Source organism: Ralstonia flaminis (genome assembly GCF_958415495.1).
GTDB lineage: Bacteria > Pseudomonadota > Gammaproteobacteria > Burkholderiales > Burkholderiaceae > Ralstonia > Ralstonia flaminis.
This window is the reverse complement of record NZ_CATZLL010000010.1, coordinates 53,115-72,132: the sequence shown is the minus strand read 5'-3', so window position 1 is coordinate 72,132 and position 19,018 is coordinate 53,115. Positions and strand designations below refer to the sequence as shown.

Sequence of the window (19,018 nt, the reverse complement as noted above, 5' to 3'; positions counted from 1 at the left end):
GTTTCGTAACAACGAAACCGCCATACGGCTGATGACGCTCTGGAGCGTTACTCCCGTTTCCATAGCCAACGCCGGAGGTGCGCATATGGCAAAAGGCAAGTCGAAGAAAAAGACCACTTCATCGGACGCCGAACACGTAACTGGCTTATCGTCCAGCCAGGCGCGAGTCGATGCTGCCAAAGGAGTCCAGGGTCGCGAGGACTACGAGGCGCAACTGCACCTGCTGCAAATTGAATTGGTCAAGCTTCAACGGCATTTCATCGGGTGTGGTGACCGCATCCTTGTCCTGCTGGAGGGGCGGGATGCGGCAGGCAAAGACGGCAGCATCAAACGCATTATCGAATTTCTCAGCCCCCGCGAGACGAGGGTGGTAGCGCTGGGTAAGCCGTCAGATCGCGAGCGCACCGGCTGGTATTTCCAGCGCTACGTGCCCCATCTTCCTCTCGCCGAAGAGTTTGTCCTCTTCAACCGCAGCTGGTACAACCGGGCAGGCGTTGAGAGCGTGATGGGCTTCTGCACTGCTGAGCAGTATGACGAGTTCATGTACTCCGTGCCCCACTTCGAGGAAATGCTCGTCAATTCCGGTATCAAGCTGCTTAAGTACTACCTCGACATCAGCAAAGCCGAGCAAGCTCGCCGACTTGCCGAGCGGCGCCGCGATCCGCTCAAGCAGTGGAAGACGAGCCCGGTCGACGCCGTGGCGTTGAAGCATTGGGATGCCTATACGACGGCACGCAACGCCATGCTGATGCATACGCACACGGCTGCCGCGCCATGGCACATCGTGCTCGCCGACGACAAGCGCACGGCCAGGCTCAACTTGATTCGTCACATCCTGTCGCGGCTGCACTACGCGGGCAAGAAGAACAAGCTGGTCGCTCCCGATCCTGAGGTCGTGTTCGAATTTTCGAAGGAGTGCCTCGATGCGAAACGTCTCGCATCCTGATGCTATCCAGCAGACGCAATCGATAAGGAGGAGACGCTTGAAGGTCGTCTGCGTGAGCGATGAAGGCAACTGAGCAATGCTACGCCTGAGCCTGCAGTCCGGTCTGCTCCGTGCCCTAACCCGGCGGGCCGACTCGCGCGCGTTCCCACTGGTGGTTGCCGGGGCAGCACTGGCGGCGGAACTGTCGATGTCGGTTCCATTTGCCAGCCTGCTGATGGCCGCAGTCCTGTTGGCGCCGCGCCGCTGGGTGTCCATCGCGACTTTGGCCAGCCTGGGGGCCGCTGTTGGCGCTCTCGTGCTGTACCTCGTCTTTCATCACCTGGGGTGGAACCGGTTGTTCGCTGCCTACCCGGACGTGGTGCGATCCACCGCGTGGCGTGATGCGACCCACTGGCTCGAACACTACGGCGTCGTATCGCTTTCGGTCATTGCCGCATTACCGGTGCCTCTCACCCCCGCTCTCATGTTTGCGGCGATCTCGCGACTTCCGGTCGCAGAGGTCATCGCCGCACTGTGGCTCGGCAAGTTGGCGAAATACCATGTTTACGCCTGGCTCGCCTCGCGATTTCCGGATCGGCTTGTGCGCCACGGCCGGCGCCATGTCGATACGTTGCGGGCAGTGCTCGGCAACGGCACGAAGGCTGACGGTGGCACAACCCCCACGCGGGGAGGGCGTCGGTAGCTCAATACACCATCGGGGCGCCTGTCTCACGTGGTGAACGCATTGATTGCCGGCAGCCGGCCGCGCTTTGGCGTGGTTGCGTTCTTGGCATGCCATGGCATCAATCTTCGCTCTATGTGCCTTGCGTTTTTTGGTCCGGTTTCCCCGTTGCAGTTGACTCCTCGATATTCGCGACGGGCTTGGGCGGAGGCATTGGCGTCACCTTCGCTGACAAAAACATGTCCAGGTCTTGGCGGTCAACCACTTCCTTCTCGAGAAGTAATTGGGCCAGAGCATCGAGCTTGGTCCGCTGTCCTTCCAGCGTCGCTTGTACGCGATGACTTGCTTCTGCCAATAGCTTACGGACTTCAGCATCAATCATCTGTGCGGTGCTCTCGCTGTATTCATTGCGTTCGCGCTGCATTAGCCCCGTCCCAGCAAAGAGCGGGTTCGGCATATTCTCGTACGTGGCCAGGCCCAGCTGGTCGCTCATGCCAAACTGGGTAATCATCTGCCGAGCCATGTCGGTTGCGCGCTGCAGGTCGTTCTGTGCGCCCGTGGATACGTCGCCGAAAATGAGCTGTTCCGCAATACGGCCACCGAGCAAGACATCGAGCCGGTCAAGCAGTTCGCTGCGCTTGAGCAGGTAGCGGTCCTCGGTTGGGGTCTGTTGCGTGTAACCCAACGCCGCAACGCCCCGCGGAATGATGGAAACTTTGGAGACACGGTCAGCCAGCGGCCGATGCTCCGCGACGATGGCATGTCCTGCCTCGTGGAATGCGATAGTTTCCTTCTCCTTCGGATTCATCACGCGGTTCTTTTTTTCCAGGCCGCCGACGATCCGGTCAAGCGCCTCGTCGAAATCTGCCATCTCGACCATTTGCTTGCTCTTGCGCGCGGCAAGGAGCGCGGCTTCGTTAACCAAGTTGGCAAGATCGGCACCTGCGAACCCCGGGGTCCGTCCGGCGAGTTTAGTCAGGTCGACCTCAGGAGCGAGGACAACGCCCTTGACGTGAACTTTGAGAATCTGCTCCCGTCCCTTGAGGTCAGGCCGGTCCAGTGCGACGTGGCGGTCAAAGCGACCGGGGCGAAGCAGGGCGGGGTCCAGTATCTCGGGTCGGTTTGTGGCGGCCATGATGATGACGCCTTTGTTGCTATCAAAACCGTCCATCTCGACCAGAAGCTGGTTCAGTGTTTGTTCGCGCTCCTCGTTGCCGCCGACCGCATTCAGTGCTCGCGTCTTTCCGAGTGCGTCAAGCTCATCAATGAAGATGATGCAGGGGGCTTTGGTTTCGGCTTGCTTAAAGAGATCGCGGACCCGTGCTGCACCCACACCAACGAACATCTCGACGAAGTCGGAGCCGCTCATGCTGAAGAATGGCACGCCGGCTTCGCCTGCCACGGCCTTTGCCAATAAGGTCTTGCCAGTGCCCGGGGCCCCAACCAGCAGCACGCCCTTGGGAATTTTTCCGCCCAGGCGCTGGTACCGCTGAGGATCTTTCAGGAAGCTAACAATCTCCGACAGCTCCTCCTTGGCTTCGTCGATTCCAGCCACGTCGGCAAAAGTCACGCCGGTCTCCTTTTGCATGTAGACCTTTGCCTTGCTCTTGCCAATTTCCATCATGCTGCCGGCGGCGCCGCCCACGCGCTTGATGAGAAAGCTCCAGATACCGAAAAAGATGACGGCCGGCACAACCCACGAGAGGATCGTGCTCAGCCATTTGTTGTCGGGCTGCCCGACGAAGCGCACCTTTGCCGCTTCGAGCTCCTGCACCAGCTCAGGATCGGCCACTCGAAGCGTGGAGAAGGCGTGGTCGCCCTTTGCCTCTCGGCGGATTTCCTCGATCTGCTGCTTGGCAAGGAGATTGTCGATACCTTCTGTCGAGAAGGTTCCGCTGATAGCCTGCTCACCAATAGCCACGTCCTTGAGCTTGCCAGCCTTCAGTAGGACCTTGAAATCGCTGTATGGGATCGTCTCGACATGCCCCGACACGAAGAGCGTCTGGATTGCAAGCATGGCCAGTATGGTCACGAGCACGTACCAGAGGGAGAACTGTTGCTGTCGCGGTTCCATGGGATTCTTCTCCAAGTCGACCTTATTGAAAGTGAGTCTGGTCTCCAATGCTGGGAAGGTTGGTGGGCGGCCTGGGTAGGCGCCGGACAACCGCGCATTGGTATGCGTTCCCAGTATTGACGCTTGGAAATCGCCGAGGTTGACCTTCATCAACCCGCGACATTGGGGCCGCGCGCGCGGGCGCAAGCGCCGTGGCTTCTCCATGGTTGTGCCCAGCCGATAGGGGATGTGTCGCGGAAAGCAAACATGACAAATCCATTACGGCGGCATGAGACTCAACAGCAACTTGCGCTGGCGCAAAGTATCGATCGCATACCCACCTAAAGTATTCCCAAGTCGCGTTGCTCATTGAGCATCCACACAGAATCAGAGGATTCCATGGCTGAGGTAACGAAGAACGAGCACCGTAGCGCATACCTGGTTGGCAGCGGCATTGCGTCATTGTCGGCTGCCGTGCTGCTGATTCGCGACGCAGGCTTCAAGGGGGAGAACATCCACATCTTGGAGGAACAGCAGGTGGCCGGTGGTGCGCTCGATGGCTCCGGTGATCCGCACAAAGGCTATGTAACTCGGGGCGGTCGCATGTTCACCGAAGAGACTTATGTCTGTCTGTGGAACGTGCTCGACAGCATTCCGTCGCTGGATGATCCGAAAATCAGTGTCAAGCAGCAGGCCTGGGCCTTCAACGCCGAATGGCGCTCGGATTCACACGCCCGGCTGATCGACGGGCAACGCCGTATCCTCGACGCTGCCGATCTGGGTTTCAACCTCCATGACCGGTTGGAGATCATGCGATTGCTGGCCACGCCAGAAGGGCTGCTGCATACGCTTCGCATTGAGGACTGTTTCTCGCCGCACTTCTTCGAGACCAACTTCTGGGCCATGTGGCGTACGACCTTCGCCTTCCAGAACTGGCACAGCGCGATCGAACTCAAACGCTATATGTTGCGCTTCTTGCAGGAGTTCCCGCGTATCCACACGTTGGCCGGCGTACGGCGCACGCCGCTGAACCAGTATGACGCGATCGTGCGGCCGATGGAGCAATGGCTGAAACAGCAGGGTGTGGTGTTCGAATATGGCACAAAGGTGGAGGATGTCGACTTTGTTGAAACCGGTGACGGCCGGCGAATTGGACTGCTGCGCGTGGTGCGCGGCGGACAGCCGATGGCCTATGACGTGCGGCAAGAGGATCTGGTGCTCATCACCATCGGCTCGATGACCGCCGACGCGTCTTATGGGGACGACCACCATGCACCGGAACTGGTGCGCGACAAACGCGATGGCGCCTGGACTCTGTGGGAGACCATGGCCCGTAAGGAACCTGGGCTCGGGCGGCCGAATGCGTTCTGTGGCAACGTCGACGAAAGCAAGTGGGAGTCGTTCACCTTGACGATGCGCAGCCCGGCGCTTGTGCACCGGATTGAGACCTTTACCGGCAATGCGCCAGGCACCGGCGGTCTGATGACGTTCAAGGATTCGAGTTGGCTGATGTCGATCGTCGTGCCTCACGCGCCGCACTTCGCCGGACAGCCGAAAGACATGTACACCCTGTGGGGCTACGGGCTCTTCGTGGACAACAAGGGCGATTACATCGACAAGACGATGGCCCAGGCAACCGGCCAGGAAATCCTCACCGAGCTGCTGCACCATTTGCATTGCGAGGACATTCTTGACGAGGTCTGTCGTACCACCACTGTGATCCCGGTGATGATGCCGTACATCACCAGCGAATTTGAGCGCCGCGAGCCTTCGGATCGGCCGCCAGTGATCCCGCACGGAGCGAAGAACTTCGCGCTGCTTGGGCAGTATGTTGAGATCCCTCAGGACGTAGTGTTCACCGTCGAATATTCGGTTCGCGGCGCGATGCACGCGGTTTATGGGCTGCTGGGCTTGAAGAACGAGATCCCGGCCATTTACCACGGGATTGCTGACCCAGGCGCTGCGTTTGCGGGCCTGAAGACGTTGTTGAGTTGAACCGTCGGACGGTTTACGGTTGATTTGTATCAACCGGAGGTTGGACATCCGCGCCTAGGCTGACTCTGTGTGACCGTTCCTCTCTTTGGGCAGAAATCATGTTCTTCCACTCCCGACATCTACGCCGCTGGGCAGCTCAAATGCTACTGGTGTGGCTGTTGGGTCTGGCCGTCGGCATCGCAAACGCGTGCGCTGTCGCGGATGCAGGTAAGGCCGCAGCGCCGGCATCTGGCCACGTGTCAGCCCACAGTCATGGACACCATGCGGATGCCGACGATGATGGCTGTGACGATAGCGGCAAGATTGCCTGCCACAGCTTCTGCGAAAAGTCCTCAACCAGCATTCCCCGTGTGCTGTCGGATCATGACAAGCCTCTCATTCCGGTGGCCGTGCCATTACCGATGAGCATGGCATCCACGCCGGAGGTGGACCGCTGCAGTGTGCACCGTCAGTCCAATCCCCGGCCAGCGGACAAGTTCGCGTCTATACCAATCGTCTTCCTCCGGTTGACGCTATAGCGCTCTGTCGCTGTTTGGCAGTGCGCGGCTTTGTCTTACGTATCGCCTTGACGCGCATCCAGTGCGGACACCGCCAAAGGTGCGTTGCAACACGCCGTTCCATCGTCAATGCACTGAACAAAAGCGGCCTTGGTCGGCATTCGCCCCGAGCGTCTCGATTGCGTTCTTTCTCTACTGCCGGAAAGTGTCTGGCGCTGTGTTGAACGCAGTCGCAGTGAGATTTTCAACGTCACCTCCTAAAAGGATTTCTTCCATGGACACTATCGAACTGAAGATCAAGGGCATGAGCTGCGGCTCCTGCGTCTCGTCGGTTACTCATGCACTGCAGCGAGTGCCTGGTGTGGATGCCGTCGACGTGGATCTGGCGCGCGGTATCGCGCGCGTCAGCGGTAACGCCCAGGCCGCGCCCGCAATGCTGGCCGCGCTGGCAGCAGCCGGTTACGAAGCCGAGTCGCTTAGCACTGGCGCCGGAGCGAAGACGGAGCATGCCCACCATGGTGACGTCCCAACCGGCACTGCTCACAAGAGCGGTGGATGCTGCCACTGATAGACCGCTAGGAGGGGCGGCCGGGCAGTGCACCGATCGGCGTCCCTAACCTTGACCTTGCGAAGGAGTTCTCATGTCGTCGCTTCGATCTCTCTCCAGGCACCGCCAGTCGGGCCGCATCGGTTCAGGGGCCATCTTCATTGCGTTTGCGTTGATTGCCCTGTTCTTCCTGTTCACCGAGCACCGGGCACATCTGTTCGGCTGGTTGCCGTTTCTTCTACTGCTGGCTTGTCCGCTGCTGCACCTCTTCCACGGGCACGGTGGCCATGGAGGGCACGCAGGTCACGAGGACCAGCCGCGCGGTTCCGATTCCGGAAGTAGCCGCCCATCGGGGTCGACGGCCAGCGAACAACCGCCCGTTCAGGGCGCTCAGCATCACCACCACTAAGTTCTTCTCAGAGGAGCGCCATCATGGACCAATCGACACCTCCCGCCTATGGCTTATGGTCGCTGGTAATCATCAATTCCCTCGTTTTCATCATCTTCGCGTTCAGCTTCGCCAAGCCACAAAGCCCGCGCGACTGGCGTTCGTTTGGCGCGTTCTCTGCGTTCCTGGTGGCGCTATTCACCGAGATGTACGGCTTCCCGCTGACGATCTACCTCCTGTCGGGTTGGCTGAGCGCGAAGTTCCCCGGCGTGAATTTCATGTCGCATGACGCTGGCCACCTGCTGGAGGTGATGTTCGGCTGGCGCGCCAATCCGCATTTCGGGCCGTTCCATCTGCTGAGCGCTATCTTCATCGGCGGTGGCTTTTGGCTATTGTCGGCCGCTTGGGCGGTGCTTTACCACAACCAGCGGAGCCATACGCTGGCGACCACCGGCGCCTACTCCCGTATCCGGCATCCGCAGTATGTGGGCTTCGTTTTGATCATGTTCGGTTTTCTACTGCAGTGGCCGACCATCCTGACACTGCTGATGTTCCCAGTGCTGGTGGTCATGTACGTGCGTTTGGCCATTACGGAAGAGAAGTGGGCGGAGCGCGAATTTGGGGAGGAGTGGGCGCACTATGCGTCGCACACCCCGCGGTTCATCCCGAATTTTGGCGACAAGCAAGCGGATCGCCACCACCACGCATGACAAAAAGGGGGAGGCGATGAAGCTCAGTTTTCACGGTGCGGCCGGCACAGTGACCGGCTCAAAGTATTTGGTGGAGCATCAGGGGCAGCGCCTGCTGGTTGATTGCGGGTTGTTCCAGGGCTACAAGCAGTTGCGATTGCTGAACTGGGAGCCGTTGCCGTTCAGCGCCGCCGACATCGATGCGGTGGTGCTGACACACTCCCATCTGGACCATGCCGGTGCGTTACCGTTGCTCGTGAAACAGGGCTTCCGGGGCCGGATTCTGGCGACGCCCTCGACAATCGAACTATGCGGTCTGCTGTTGCCCGACAGCGGGAGAATCCAGGAGGAGGACGCCGCCTATGCGAACCGGCATCACACCTCCAAGCACGCCACGGCTTTGCCGCTGTACACGGAGGACGACGCACGTCGCGCAATGGAACAGTTGCACCGATTGCCTTTCGACCAGTGTGTGGACGTCGTCCCCGACGTTACGGTGACCTTGCGCCCGGCTGGGCATATTCTCGGCGCGGCCTCGGCCGAACTGACAGCGGGGCAGACGACAGTGCTGTTCTCCGGAGACGTTGGCCGCCCCGACGACCCGGTGATGCGTGCGCCTGCGCCGGCTCCCAAGGCAGACTACATCGTTGTCGAATCGACTTATGGGGACCGGCTACACGAACCGGTACCCAATGCGCAGGCCGTGCTCGGTGAGGCGATTGCTCGCACAGCACACCGTGGCGGCATGGTCGTGATTCCGGCGTTTGCGGTGGGGCGTGCACAGTTGCTGCTGCATTTGATCCACAAGCTGAAGCAACAGGGCGCGATTCCAGACCTGCCTGTTTTTCTCGACAGCCCGATGGCAATAGATGCAACCGAGATCTATCACCGCCATCACGCCGAACATAAGCTGTCGCTCGAAGATTGCCTCGGGATGTACAAAGCTGCGCGCATGATCAGGACCCCGGAGGAATCGCGGGCGCTGGCTGGGCTGGCCCTCCCGGCTGTGATCATCTCGGCCAGCGGCATGGCCACCGGCGGCCGCGTGCTGCACCATCTGAAGCATCTGGCGCCGGACCGGCGCAACACCATCATCCTGGCCGGTTATCAGGCTGGGGGGACACGCGGCGCGCGGCTGCAGGCTGGTGAGCGAAGCCTGCGCATTCACGGTGAGGACGTCGCCGTGCGTGCCGAAGTGATTTCACTGCAGGGCATGTCGGCGCATGCCGATGCAAGCCAATTGATCGAGTGGCTGGGCAGTGCGCCAGCGGCGCCGCGCTCGGTGTTCGTCACCCATGGCGAGCCGGGGCCGGCTGATGCGATGCGCCAGCGCATCGAGCGGGAACTTGGGTGGTCCGCCAGCGTTCCGTTGTTGGGACAGCACGTGGAGTTCGATGTATGAGGAACCCTCGCCACAGGGCAAGTCTTGCCGTGCGTCGGATGGGCATCGAGACGCAGCAGGAATATGTCGTCTACATGCATCGAGACTGCCATGTTTGCCGCTCCGAGGGTTTCGAGGCGCAGACGCGAGTACTGATTAGCCTGAACGGACGCTCGATCATCGCCACGCTGAACGTTGTCGATCCGACCTTGCTGGAGTTGGGGGAGGCGGCGCTTTCGAACAGCGCGTGGCGAGCGCTGGCGCCCGCGCCGGGCGACCGGATCACGATCTCGCATGCCCCGACGCTGGACTCAATGAGCCAGGTGCGGGCGAAGATCTACGGCCACAGGCTCGACGCGTCGGCTCTGGACTCGATCATTAGTGACGTCGCCGCTGGCAGCTACCCTGGGACACATATCGCCGCTTTTCTAAGCGCCTGCGCCGGCGGGCGGATGGATTTGCAGGAGACGATCGATCTGACGCGAGCGATGCTGGCCGCGGGCAAGCGGCTCGACTGGGGGCATGCACCGATCGCGGACAAGCACTGTGTGGGTGGATTGCCGGGAAACCGCACGACGCCGATTGTCGTGTCGATCATCACCGCGGCCGGGCTCACGATGCCGAAGACGTCGTCAAGGGCCATTACCTCGCCGGCTGGCACCGCCGACGTGATCGAAACGATGACGCCGGTGGCGCTCGATTTGGAGCAGATGCGCCGCGTTGTCCAACGCGAGGGCGGCTGCTTTGTCTGGGGAGGCTCGCTGGCGCTCAGCCCGGCCGACGACATGTTGATCCGCGTCGAGCGCCCGCTGGACCTCGACAGCGACGCGCAGCTCGTGGCATCTGTGCTGTCGAAGAAGATCGCTGCCGGCGCTACCCACTCCGTGATCGATGTGCCGGTCGGGCCGACCGCCAAGGTGCGCAGTGACGCAGACTACGAGTGCCTGAAGCAAATGCTGGAGCAGGTAGCGCAGGCCTTTGATTTGCACTTGCAGGTAGTGCGTACGGACGGGACGCAGCCGGTGGGCCGTGGCATTGGTCCCTCACTGGAGGCGCACGACGTGCTGGCAGTCCTTCAGCGTGCCGAGCGCGCGCCCGAGGATCTGAGCGTGCGCGCTGTCGCATTGGCTGGACAACTGTTGGAATTTTGCGGTCACAGCGAGCCGGGTACTGGCGTCTTGGTCGCTCAGCGGTTGCTTGATAGCGGCGCCGCGTGGGCCAAATTCCAGGCGATCTGCAAAGCGCAAGGGGGCTTACGCGAGCCGCAGCGGGCGCGGCTACGCGAGCCTGTGCTGGCCGAACGTGACGGGATGGTACGTGAGATCGACAGCCGGCGGTTGGCTCGCGTGGCCAAGCTCGCCGGGGCACCGAAGGCACCCGCTGCCGGGCTCGAACTGCATGTCAAGCTGGGGGATCGCGTCGAGCGAGGTATGCCGCTGTTCACCGTGCATGCCGAAGCGCTCGGCGAGTTGGACTACGCGTTCGACTACCTGGAGGCTCACCCGCTGATCGATGTGGGAGATTCGAGATGACGCCACTGATTTTTGCCATGCCGGGCAATGAAGCGATGGCAGAGAAGCTGGCTTCGGCGTTGGGCGCAGAGCGCGGGACTACGACGGTGCGGCGCTTTCCGGATGGAGAGTCGTATGTGCGGGTGGAGTCTGCCGTGGAGGGGCGGCGGGTCGCCATCGTCTGCACGCTAGACCGGCCGGACGACAAGCTGATTCCGTTGCTGCTGTTGGCGGCGGCCGCCCGGGAGAACGGTGCGACCGACGTTGGTCTGGTCGCACCTTACCTCGCCTACATGCGACAGGATAGTTGCTTCCAGCCGGGTGAGACGGTGAGTGCACGGCATTTTGCAGCCTGGTTGTCGCGTGGATTTGATTGGCTGGCAACAGTCGATCCCCACTTGCACCGCATCACCAAGTTGTCGCAGGTCTATGTAATCCCAACGCGTCACGTCCACGCGGCGCCGGCTGTGGCGGCATGGCTGCGCGCCCATGTGACACGCCCGGCGCTTGTGGGCCCTGACGAGGAGAGCAACCAATGGGTGGCCGATGTCGCAAGCAGGGCGGACGCGCCCATGGTGGTGCTGCACAAGGTCCGCAAAGGTGACCGGGATGTCGAGGTTTCGGTGCCGGATGTGGAGCGCTGGCGCGACCACACGCCGGTGCTGGTCGATGACATTGTCTCCACCGGTCGCACGATGGCCGAGACCATTGGTCATCTGCGGCGCGCGGGCTTGGCCGCGCCTGTGTGCATCGCGATTCACGCGGTGTTTTCAGGCAACGCGGTTCAGGATTTGGAGTCCACTGGGGCCGGGCTGGTGGTGAGCTGCGACACGGTTGTCCATCCCACCAATGGAATCTCCGTTGCCCCGGACCTAGCGTCCGCGGTTCGTGAACTCATGCAAGACCCCGGGGGTGCCACATGAGTGCCAAGACTCCGCACGTTCACTTCGAGATAGATCTGGCCGGATTTTGCAAAGCCGCGATTCCGATGTCGGGTTGGCGCTTCATCGTGTCAATTGGCGGAGAGGACCGCGACGAGCCATCAACCCAACGGGAGGGCAAGAGATGAACAGCACCAAGGCATTTATTGGCAGCGTTCCTTCGACCGACACCGAGCCGGCGCTACGCATCCTGCGTCGGTTGCTCGCTGGGATGGAGAAGCCGCCCGCACTGCGGCTGTGGAACGACACGCTGCACGGGCACGATACGGCGGTCGATTTCACGTTGGTGGTGCGGGACCCCAGCCTGTTGCGTCAGTTGGTGGTGGCGCGCAGTCCCCTTTTATTGGCTGACGCGTACTTTCGGGGCGTGCTCGACATCGAGGGAGACCTGTACGGCGCGCTCCGGTTGAAGAACCATTTCGAGTCGATCCAGTTGTCGTGGCGCGACAAGCTCGCGCTGTTAAAGGACGCGTTAATGCTGCCCGCTCCGGACCTGGGTGAGATCAAACCGGATGCGGGCTTCGCATCCCGGGTCGCCCGGCGCTTCGCGCACCGGCATTCGCGCCACAGCGATCGCGCCGCGATCTCGTTCCACTATGACGTGTCCAACAAGTTCTATGGGTTGTGGCTGGACGAGGAGCGGGTGTACTCCTGCGCCTACTTCGAGCAGCCCTCCGATTCGCTGGACACGGCGCAGCGCAACAAGCTTGAGCACGTTTGCCGCAAGCTGCGCCTGCGGCCCGGCGAACGGCTGCTGGATATCGGCTGCGGCTGGGGGGCGCTCGTATGTTGGGCCGCGCGCGAGCACGGTGTGCACGCCCACGGCATCACCCTAAGCGAGCGACAGCTCGAATACGCCCGCGAGCGCATTCGGATCGAAGGGTTACAGGATCGCGTCACGGTGGAGTTGCGCGATTACCGTGATCTGGAAGGCGAGGGTGTCTACGACAAGGTTTCCAGCATCGGGATGTTCGAGCACGTCGGCCTGCGCAACCTGCCGGCCTACTATGCGGTGGTGCGTCGGATGCTCAAGCCGGGCGGCCTATTCTTGAACCACGGCATCACGCACGACGAGGAAGGGTGGAACAAGACAGCTGCCACCGAGTTCATCAATCGCTATGTATTTCCCGACGGCGAGCTTGATTGCATCAGCAACATCCAACTCGGCATGGAGCGCGCGGGCTTTGAGATCCATGACGTCGAGGGACTGCGCCCGCACTACGCGATGACCTTACGGCACTGGGTGCATCGCCTGGAGGCTCAGCGCGATGCGGCGATCGCTGAAGTTGGAGAAGCCGCCTATCGCGTCTGGCGCCTGTACATGGCGGCCTGCGCGTTGGAGTTCGAGGCCGGTGGCTCCGGCATCTATCAAATCCTGGCGTCCAATCGCCACCCGGGTAAATGGCCTGTGCCGATGACACGGCGTGATCTGTACCGCAGTCGACCGCATTGGGATTGGGGGAACTAGCGCTATGTGCTTTTCCGCGACGGCCAGCTTTGGCTCCGGCACGCTACTGCTGGCAATCGGCACCGTGACGCTGCGTATGGCGCGCTGCCCGGCGGAGCGCCCTTATGCCGCCATCCCATTGCTGTTTGCGATCCAGCAGCTTGTCGAGGGGGTGGTCTGGCTCAGTTTTGGTGGCCCCGCTTGGCTTAACTTTGTTGCTACGCAGGTGTACTCATTTTTCTCCCACGTACTGTGGCCGGTGTACGTCCCCTTAGCGGCATGGCTGCTAGAGCCCCGGGGTCCGCGCCGCCGAGGGTTGTTGGCCTTTGTGGTTATGGGTCTGGCTGTGGGTGCATACCTGTTGTACAGCCTGGTGGTCAACCCGATTCAGGCGCGCCCGATGGCAGGCCATGTGGACTACCAGTCCCCGCATTTCTACATTGTCGCGTCGATGACGCTGTACCTGCTTTCCACGACGGTGAGCCTGTTGCTCTCCAGCCATGTTTGGGTCAAGGTGTTCGGGGCGCTCACGCTGGCCGCTTCGTTCACCGCCTACGTTTTCTATGCCCATTGGTTCATTTCGGTGTGGTGCTTCTTCGCCGCGCTGCTGAGTGGCGCTGTCGCACTGCACTTCATCGCACTGCGTTCGATTCCCCAACAACGGATTCCCTCATGAGCACAACCAACACATTCGAGGTGGCAGGGCTACTATCGCCGCTGGCAGCGCGCGGCGTCGAAAAGCACCTAGCGCAGATGCCGGGCATTGAGCATGTCTCGGTCAACGCGGTGGCCGGATCGGCCACGGTGACGTACGACCAGGGGCGCATTGATCCGGAACGCATCCGGGCGGCAATCCAGGACTGCGGGTACCACTGTGCGGGCGAAATGTTGCCCCGGCACATGTGCGGGCCGATGGAGCATGCTGTGGCGCCGGCACACGCGCACGGCCATATTCAGCACGAGCATCCTGAGCGGCACGTACATGCCGCTGGTGGGCCGGCCACAGCGGAGGCGCCCGTCGCGCACGACCACGCCGCGATGGCTCACGGTGGCATGGATGCAATGGCCCACGAGATGGGCCATGGCCCCGGTATGGATGCCAAGGGGATGGCGCGCGACATGCGCAACCGTTTCTGGGTCTGCCTGGCGTTTACGGTGCCGATCTTCCTGTATGCCCCGATGGGCATGGATTTCATCAAGCTGAAGCCACCGTTCGGCTTGGATTTGGGGCTGTGGCTGTTCCTGCTCGCCACCGCTGCGGTGATCTACCCCGCGTGGCCGTTCTTCGTCGCCGCCGCGCGTGCGTTGCGCAATGGCGTGCTCAACATGGCGGTGTTGGTGGTGCTGAGCGTCGGCACCGGCTACGTCTTCAGTGTCGGCAGCACCTTCATTTTCGGCGGTGCGCAGTTCTATGAGGCTGTGTCGGTGTTGCTGGTGTTCATTCTGCTGGGCCACTGGCTGGAGATGCGCGCGCGCGCAGGAGCGTCGGAAGCCATCCGCGCGCTGATGGATTTGGCCCCGCCAAAGGCCACTGTCTTGCGCGCCGGCAAGGAAGTGACTGTGGCGACCGCCGAAGTGCTGCTCGACGACATCGTCCTGGTGCGTCCTGGCGACAAGATTCCGGTTGACGGCGAGGTGCTCGAGGGCGGTTCTCAGGTGGACGAATCGATGCTCACCGGCGAGTCGATGCCGGTGAAGAAGATGGTGGGCGACAAGGTGATTGGCGCGACGATCAACAAGAGCGGCAGCTTCCGTTATCGTGCGACCAAGGTGGGTGCCGACACCGCGTTGGCGCAGATCGTCAAACTGGTGCAGGAGGCGCAGAATTCCAAAGCGCCAGCGCAGTTGCTGGCCGACCAGGCCTCACAATGGCTGGTCGTGATCGCCTTCCTGATCGGTGTGGCCACTTTCGCTGTCTGGTACTTCGTGCTCGGGCAGCCGGTACTGCTGGCACTGACACTCACGATCACGGTGTTTGTGATTGCCTGCCCAGATGCACTGGGGTTGGCGACGCCGATGGCGGTGATGGTGGGTACCGGCCTGGGCGCGATGAACGGCATCTTGTTCAAGAATGCTGCGGCGCTGGAGGACGCGACACGGCTAAATGTGGTGATCTTCGACAAGACCGGCACCCTGACGCTTGGCGAGCCGGAAGTGGTCGATATAGCGGTGGCCCGGGACGTAACGCCAGACGACCTGCTGCGCGTTTCAGGCTCGGTCGAAAAGCTCTCCGAACACCCGCTTGCGGTCGCGATCCTCAAGCGTGCCGGCGCACTGGCCTCCGAAGCGGTGACGGATTTCACCAACATCGATGGGCAGGGCACGCAGGCGGTGGTGGCCGGTCGGCTGGCCCTGCTCGGTAATCGGCGGTTGATGGAGGCCAATGGCGTTGACCTTGGCGCGCTCAAGGCAGATGCCGACCGTCTGCAGGGCCAAGGCCGCACCGTGGTGCACGTCGCACACGGCGGTCGCCTGATCGGTTTGATCGCGATCGCCGACGCAGTGAGGCCGTCTTCGGCCGAGACGATCAAGGCACTGCATGGCCGCGGGGTGCAGGTCGCAATGCTAACCGGTGACAACCGTTCGACCGCTGAGCGCATTGCGAAGGAATTGGGCATCGACATCGTGCTGGCCGACGTGCTGCCGGGCGACAAGGCCGCAAAGGTCAAGGAACTGCAGGGGCAGGGCAAGAAGGTCGGCATGGTGGGCGATGGCGTCAATGATGCTCCGGCGCTGACGCAAGCCGACGTGGGCTTCGCGATCGGTGCGGGCACCGATGTCGCGATGGAGAGTGCCGATGTGGTCCTGATGAAAAGCGATCCGCTGGATGTGGTCGGTGCGATTGAACTGTCCCGCGCGACCTTGCGAAAGATGCATCAGAACCTGTGGTGGGCGGTCGCCTATAACGTAGTGGCGTTCCCGTTGGCGGCCGGCGTACTCTACCCATTCACGATCAGCCCCGAGGTGGCGGCGATTACCATGTCGGGCAGCTCTGCGCTAGTGGCGATTAACGCGCTAATGCTCAAGCGAACCCGGCTGACTGGAATCCGACGCGCAAGCGCGGCGACGGTCCACAACGGCGTGACCGCTCCGGTGGCCGCTCACGGCGCGGGCTGAAGGCATCATGCTTAATCAATCGTCCGCCACTCCCGCACCCCTCGATGCGCGGGCCGTCAGGCCAGCGTTGGTCGTGCTGCTTGCTCTGGTATTTGTTGTCTCTCTCGGCTATGGAGTCGGGCTGCCGTTGCTGCAGTTGTATCTGGCGCAGTACCTGCCTGGTGCGACGCGGCAAACGCTGGCGTGGCACGTTGGCATGCTGGGAGGAATCTACACGCTCGCGCTGTTCATCTTTGCGCCGTGGTGGGGCCGCCAGTCGGATCATCGTGGGCGGGCGGCGGCGCTGACTACCGGCTTCGCTATGTTTGTGCTGGGAACCGCGATGGTCGCGCTAATACCCAGTCTCATGGCGATCTATGGCGGTCGATTGATCGCCGGGGCGGGGGCAGCGGCTATCGTGCCCGGTGCCCAGGCCTATGTGACCGACATCAGCAATACCGAGGACAGGAGTCGGCGCTTTGTGCTGATCGGTAGTGCATCGTTCGTTGGCTTTCTCGCGGGCCCCGCGTTCGGTAGTTGGCTTGCCGGGCCGCTGATGGGCATGCCTGCAGGCCAGATGCCCAGTATGGTCAACTGGCCCGCGTTGGTGGTCGCATCGGTCGGACTGCCACTTCTGTTGGCGGTTCGCCGCTGCCTGAGCACGACCAAGCCGATCTTGCTCGACAGCGGCTCGGTGCAGATGACCCGGCAGCGCAAGCGCTTCGTTGCTGTATCGATGCTGTTAGCCCTGCTGGCGTCCTTTGCCGCAGGTACCTTCGAAGTCGGCTTCAGCCTGTTTGGTGGCCAGACACTGCGCCTACCCAACTCGATGATTGCGGTGATGTTTGTCACGTGCAGCCTGGCGATGCTCGCCGCGCAGGCTTTGCTGCTGCTTCCGGCAGTGCGCAAGCATATCGACCATCGCTGGGTTGCCGGCGCATTTGCCGGCTCAGCGGTGGCACTGGGCTTTGCCGCACTGGTGCCCGATGCCGCCGCGCTTGGGCTGCTAATCGCCGTGGTGGCTACCGGCGTCGGCATGATTGGACCGGTGCTGTCTTATGAGTTGCTGGAAGGTGACCGTAGTTTCGCTGGGTCGCTGTTGGCAAGGCAGGCAGCCGCAGGCAACCTGGGGCAGGCACTAGGTTCGGTGAGTGCCGGTACCCTGTTTGGATGGAATACGTTCGCTCCATTTTGGGCAGCGGCGGCTGTGTTGCTGCTTGGTAGTGTGGCTGCACTGCGTTGGTGGGGCGCGGCGCGGCAGGCTGAACGTCAGCCAGAGCAGCGCAGCTTTCAAGCAGAAGGAGAAAGGCAGACGAGGGAAGGGCGGGGCGCATGAACAACAATGAAAATTCCTCGTGCTATGTGCGCGCATTGTGCTTTTGAGGCCGCTTTCCAATGGCAGCGCACCGAACCGGCAATTCGTGGATGGTGTAACACGTGACGGCGGATGTGACCTATCAGCGCCATTTGCTCCTTCCAATTGAACTGGGGTTCAAAGCCGTTATTGCATAGCTCGACAGGCTTGCGCGCATTCCTCACACGCACGTGCGCAAGTTTGACAGTGGTCGTGTGCATGCTTCGCGCACTCTGCGCCGCATTTCTGACAGATGGTTGCGCATAATACGCAAACGGCTTTGGCTTGGCTGCTGCCGCGTGCCATATAACCAACGGCAGTCTGGCACAACTCCGCGCAATCGAGATCCAGGCGAATACAGTCGGCAAGTTCCGCCGGGCTTGGCTCGTTGAGGCAAGCCACAGCACAGTGCAAGCATGTGACCTGACACGCGTTACAGGCGTCGAGACATTCTTGATAGGTTTGGTGAGACATCGTCGTTCTCCTGGGTGGTTGGCGTACCGACATGGCATGCGCACCCACGAGAAAGCAAGGACGGCGCCTTGTGCCAAAGAGGCGGGGCACGTTGAGTCGCAAATGGCCAGATCTGTCCGAACCGTAATCGGACCGCCATGTGGCGGTCATGTGCGCTTTCCGCCAGTGGCCCATGGTGAACCGAAGTGTTCGCGCTCTCGGCGGAATGCGGTCGGCACGTGGAGACGCGCGTGCGCCACGACGACCACAAGGCCATGTCGCGGGGGTGTGCCGGATCGCATTGGGCAGCAAATCACCAACGTAGCAGCGCCACAGCAAAGTGGTCTAGAACTAGCCTCTGGTGGACGGTGTCGAGCCGGTGCCGAACCCGTACACCTCTATGCGTCGTGACATCACCCAGCGGGCGCTACCGCGCGCACCAACAACTTCGGTACGCATTGCCATATCGTGCTGTTTTGGGACACCGATTACCATCTCATCGCACGCTAGTTGCTCGTGGGTGGTCTGACCTGCATCAACAGGCTCCGTGTGCAACGACTTAAGCTAAATGCACATTCCCAAGAAACGGAGGTGCGCCATGTCCGCAAGTCGCCGCGCATTGCGAGGCTCAGTCACCGTCCTGTTCGCGATTCTGAGCGAGATCGCTCTCGGCCATCCAAAGCTGGTTTCATCGAGACCAGCGAACAATTCTGAAGTGGCCGCCCCAAAGCGAATCGAATTGAGATTTTCAGAGGAACTTGTATTCCCGCCTTCGGGAGGTAATCTAGTTATGGCGTGGCTGCCGGGCCGGGCGCTTCACGGGCCGATGAAGATTCCGGCTGAAGTATCGCGTGGCGGAGACGCCAAGACGGTCGTTATTCAGCCGACTCAACCTCTCATGGCTGGTTCCTATCGCGTTGACTGGCAAGCGGTCTCATCCGATGGGCATCCTGTCAATGGCAGGATCGTATTCCGAGTACGATGAAGCGCCGATCCTCATCGTTTGAGTCCATCGGAGTGGCGCGCGAAACCGGCGGCTGTTTCGGTTTGCGACCCAAA

Annotated in this window: 16 protein-coding genes; 14 read left to right on the top strand and 2 right to left on the bottom strand. The window is 61.5% G+C overall.

Annotation, left to right across the window (positions count from 1 at the left end; translation table 11 throughout):
• Positions 1-85: 85 nt before the first annotated feature.
• On the top strand, positions 86-946 hold the full coding sequence (gene ppk2 / locus R2N11_RS16140) for a polyphosphate kinase 2 (RefSeq protein WP_004635170.1): 861 nt from the start codon (positions 86-88) through the stop codon (positions 944-946).
• A gap of 76 nt (positions 947-1,022) precedes the next feature.
• Positions 1,023-1,628, top strand: a complete 606-nt coding sequence (locus R2N11_RS16135; protein WP_009241693.1) for a YqaA family protein — start codon at positions 1,023-1,025, stop codon at positions 1,626-1,628.
• Positions 1,629-1,740: 112 nt separating this feature from the next.
• Here R2N11_RS16135 and ftsH read toward each other — a convergent pair whose 3' ends face one another.
• Entirely contained in the window at positions 1,741-3,681 is a 1,941-nt protein-coding gene (gene ftsH / locus R2N11_RS16130) for an ATP-dependent zinc metalloprotease FtsH (RefSeq protein ID WP_009241692.1), read from the bottom strand.
• Positions 3,682-4,059: 378 nt separating this feature from the next.
• On the opposite strand from ftsH, the gene R2N11_RS16125 reads away from it, so the two are divergent.
• The 11 genes from R2N11_RS16125 (at position 4,060) to R2N11_RS16075 (ending at position 17,488) form a co-directional block, all read left to right on the top strand.
• Positions 4,060-5,655, top strand: a complete 1,596-nt coding sequence (locus R2N11_RS16125; RefSeq protein WP_004635167.1) for an oleate hydratase — start codon at positions 4,060-4,062, stop codon at positions 5,653-5,655.
• Between the two features lie 771 nt (positions 5,656-6,426).
• On the top strand, positions 6,427-6,720 hold the full coding sequence (locus tag R2N11_RS16120; RefSeq protein WP_004635162.1) for a heavy-metal-associated domain-containing protein: 294 nt from the start codon (positions 6,427-6,429) through the stop codon (positions 6,718-6,720).
• 73 nt (positions 6,721-6,793) lie between these two features.
• On the top strand, positions 6,794-7,108 hold the full coding sequence (locus R2N11_RS16115) for a DUF2933 domain-containing protein (RefSeq protein WP_004635160.1): 315 nt from the start codon (positions 6,794-6,796) through the stop codon (positions 7,106-7,108).
• A gap of 23 nt (positions 7,109-7,131) precedes the next feature.
• Positions 7,132-7,797, top strand: a complete 666-nt coding sequence (locus tag R2N11_RS16110) for a methyltransferase family protein (protein WP_004635159.1) — start codon at positions 7,132-7,134, stop codon at positions 7,795-7,797.
• 16 nt (positions 7,798-7,813) lie between these two features.
• Positions 7,814-9,178 carry an MBL fold metallo-hydrolase gene (locus R2N11_RS16105; protein WP_004635157.1) on the top strand — a complete coding sequence of 455 codons (1,365 nt, stop codon included), beginning with the start codon at positions 7,814-7,816 and terminating at the stop codon, positions 9,176-9,178.
• The gene (locus R2N11_RS16100) at positions 9,175-10,689 is read left to right on the top strand and encodes a thymidine phosphorylase family protein (RefSeq protein ID WP_004635154.1); all 1,515 of its coding nucleotides are present in this window, start codon (positions 9,175-9,177) and stop codon (positions 10,687-10,689) included. Before R2N11_RS16105 ends, R2N11_RS16100 begins: the two co-directional genes overlap by 4 nt.
• Positions 10,686-11,591 (top strand): ribose-phosphate pyrophosphokinase, encoded by a 906-nt coding sequence (locus tag R2N11_RS16095; protein ID WP_004635153.1) that lies wholly within the window; start codon positions 10,686-10,688, stop codon positions 11,589-11,591. Before R2N11_RS16100 ends, R2N11_RS16095 begins: the two co-directional genes overlap by 4 nt.
• Before the next feature lie 142 nt (positions 11,592-11,733).
• Positions 11,734-13,077, top strand: a complete 1,344-nt coding sequence (locus tag R2N11_RS16090; RefSeq protein ID WP_009241691.1) for an SAM-dependent methyltransferase — start codon at positions 11,734-11,736, stop codon at positions 13,075-13,077.
• A gap of 4 nt (positions 13,078-13,081) precedes the next feature.
• Positions 13,082-13,732: a DUF6629 family protein gene (locus tag R2N11_RS16085; RefSeq protein WP_004635145.1), complete on the top strand. Its 651-nt coding sequence runs from the start codon at positions 13,082-13,084 to the stop codon at positions 13,730-13,732.
• Positions 13,729-16,173 (top strand): heavy metal translocating P-type ATPase, encoded by a 2,445-nt coding sequence (locus R2N11_RS16080; RefSeq protein WP_004635142.1) that lies wholly within the window; start codon positions 13,729-13,731, stop codon positions 16,171-16,173. Before R2N11_RS16085 ends, R2N11_RS16080 begins: the two co-directional genes overlap by 4 nt.
• Positions 16,174-16,180: 7 nt before the next feature.
• A complete protein-coding gene (locus R2N11_RS16075; RefSeq protein WP_004635140.1) occupies positions 16,181-17,488 on the top strand; it encodes an MFS transporter in 1,308 nt (435 codons plus the stop codon).
• A gap of 165 nt (positions 17,489-17,653) precedes the next feature.
• Here R2N11_RS16075 and R2N11_RS16070 read toward each other — a convergent pair whose 3' ends face one another.
• A complete protein-coding gene (locus tag R2N11_RS16070) occupies positions 17,654-17,980 on the bottom strand; it encodes a four-helix bundle copper-binding protein (protein ID WP_012435756.1) in 327 nt (108 codons plus the stop codon).
• A 577-nt stretch (positions 17,981-18,557) separates the two neighbouring features.
• Between R2N11_RS16070 and copC the strand changes: the two genes are divergently transcribed.
• Positions 18,558-18,944: a copper homeostasis periplasmic binding protein CopC gene (gene copC, locus R2N11_RS16065; RefSeq protein ID WP_009277764.1), complete on the top strand. Its 387-nt coding sequence runs from the start codon at positions 18,558-18,560 to the stop codon at positions 18,942-18,944.
• Positions 18,945-19,018: the final 74 nt, after the last annotated feature.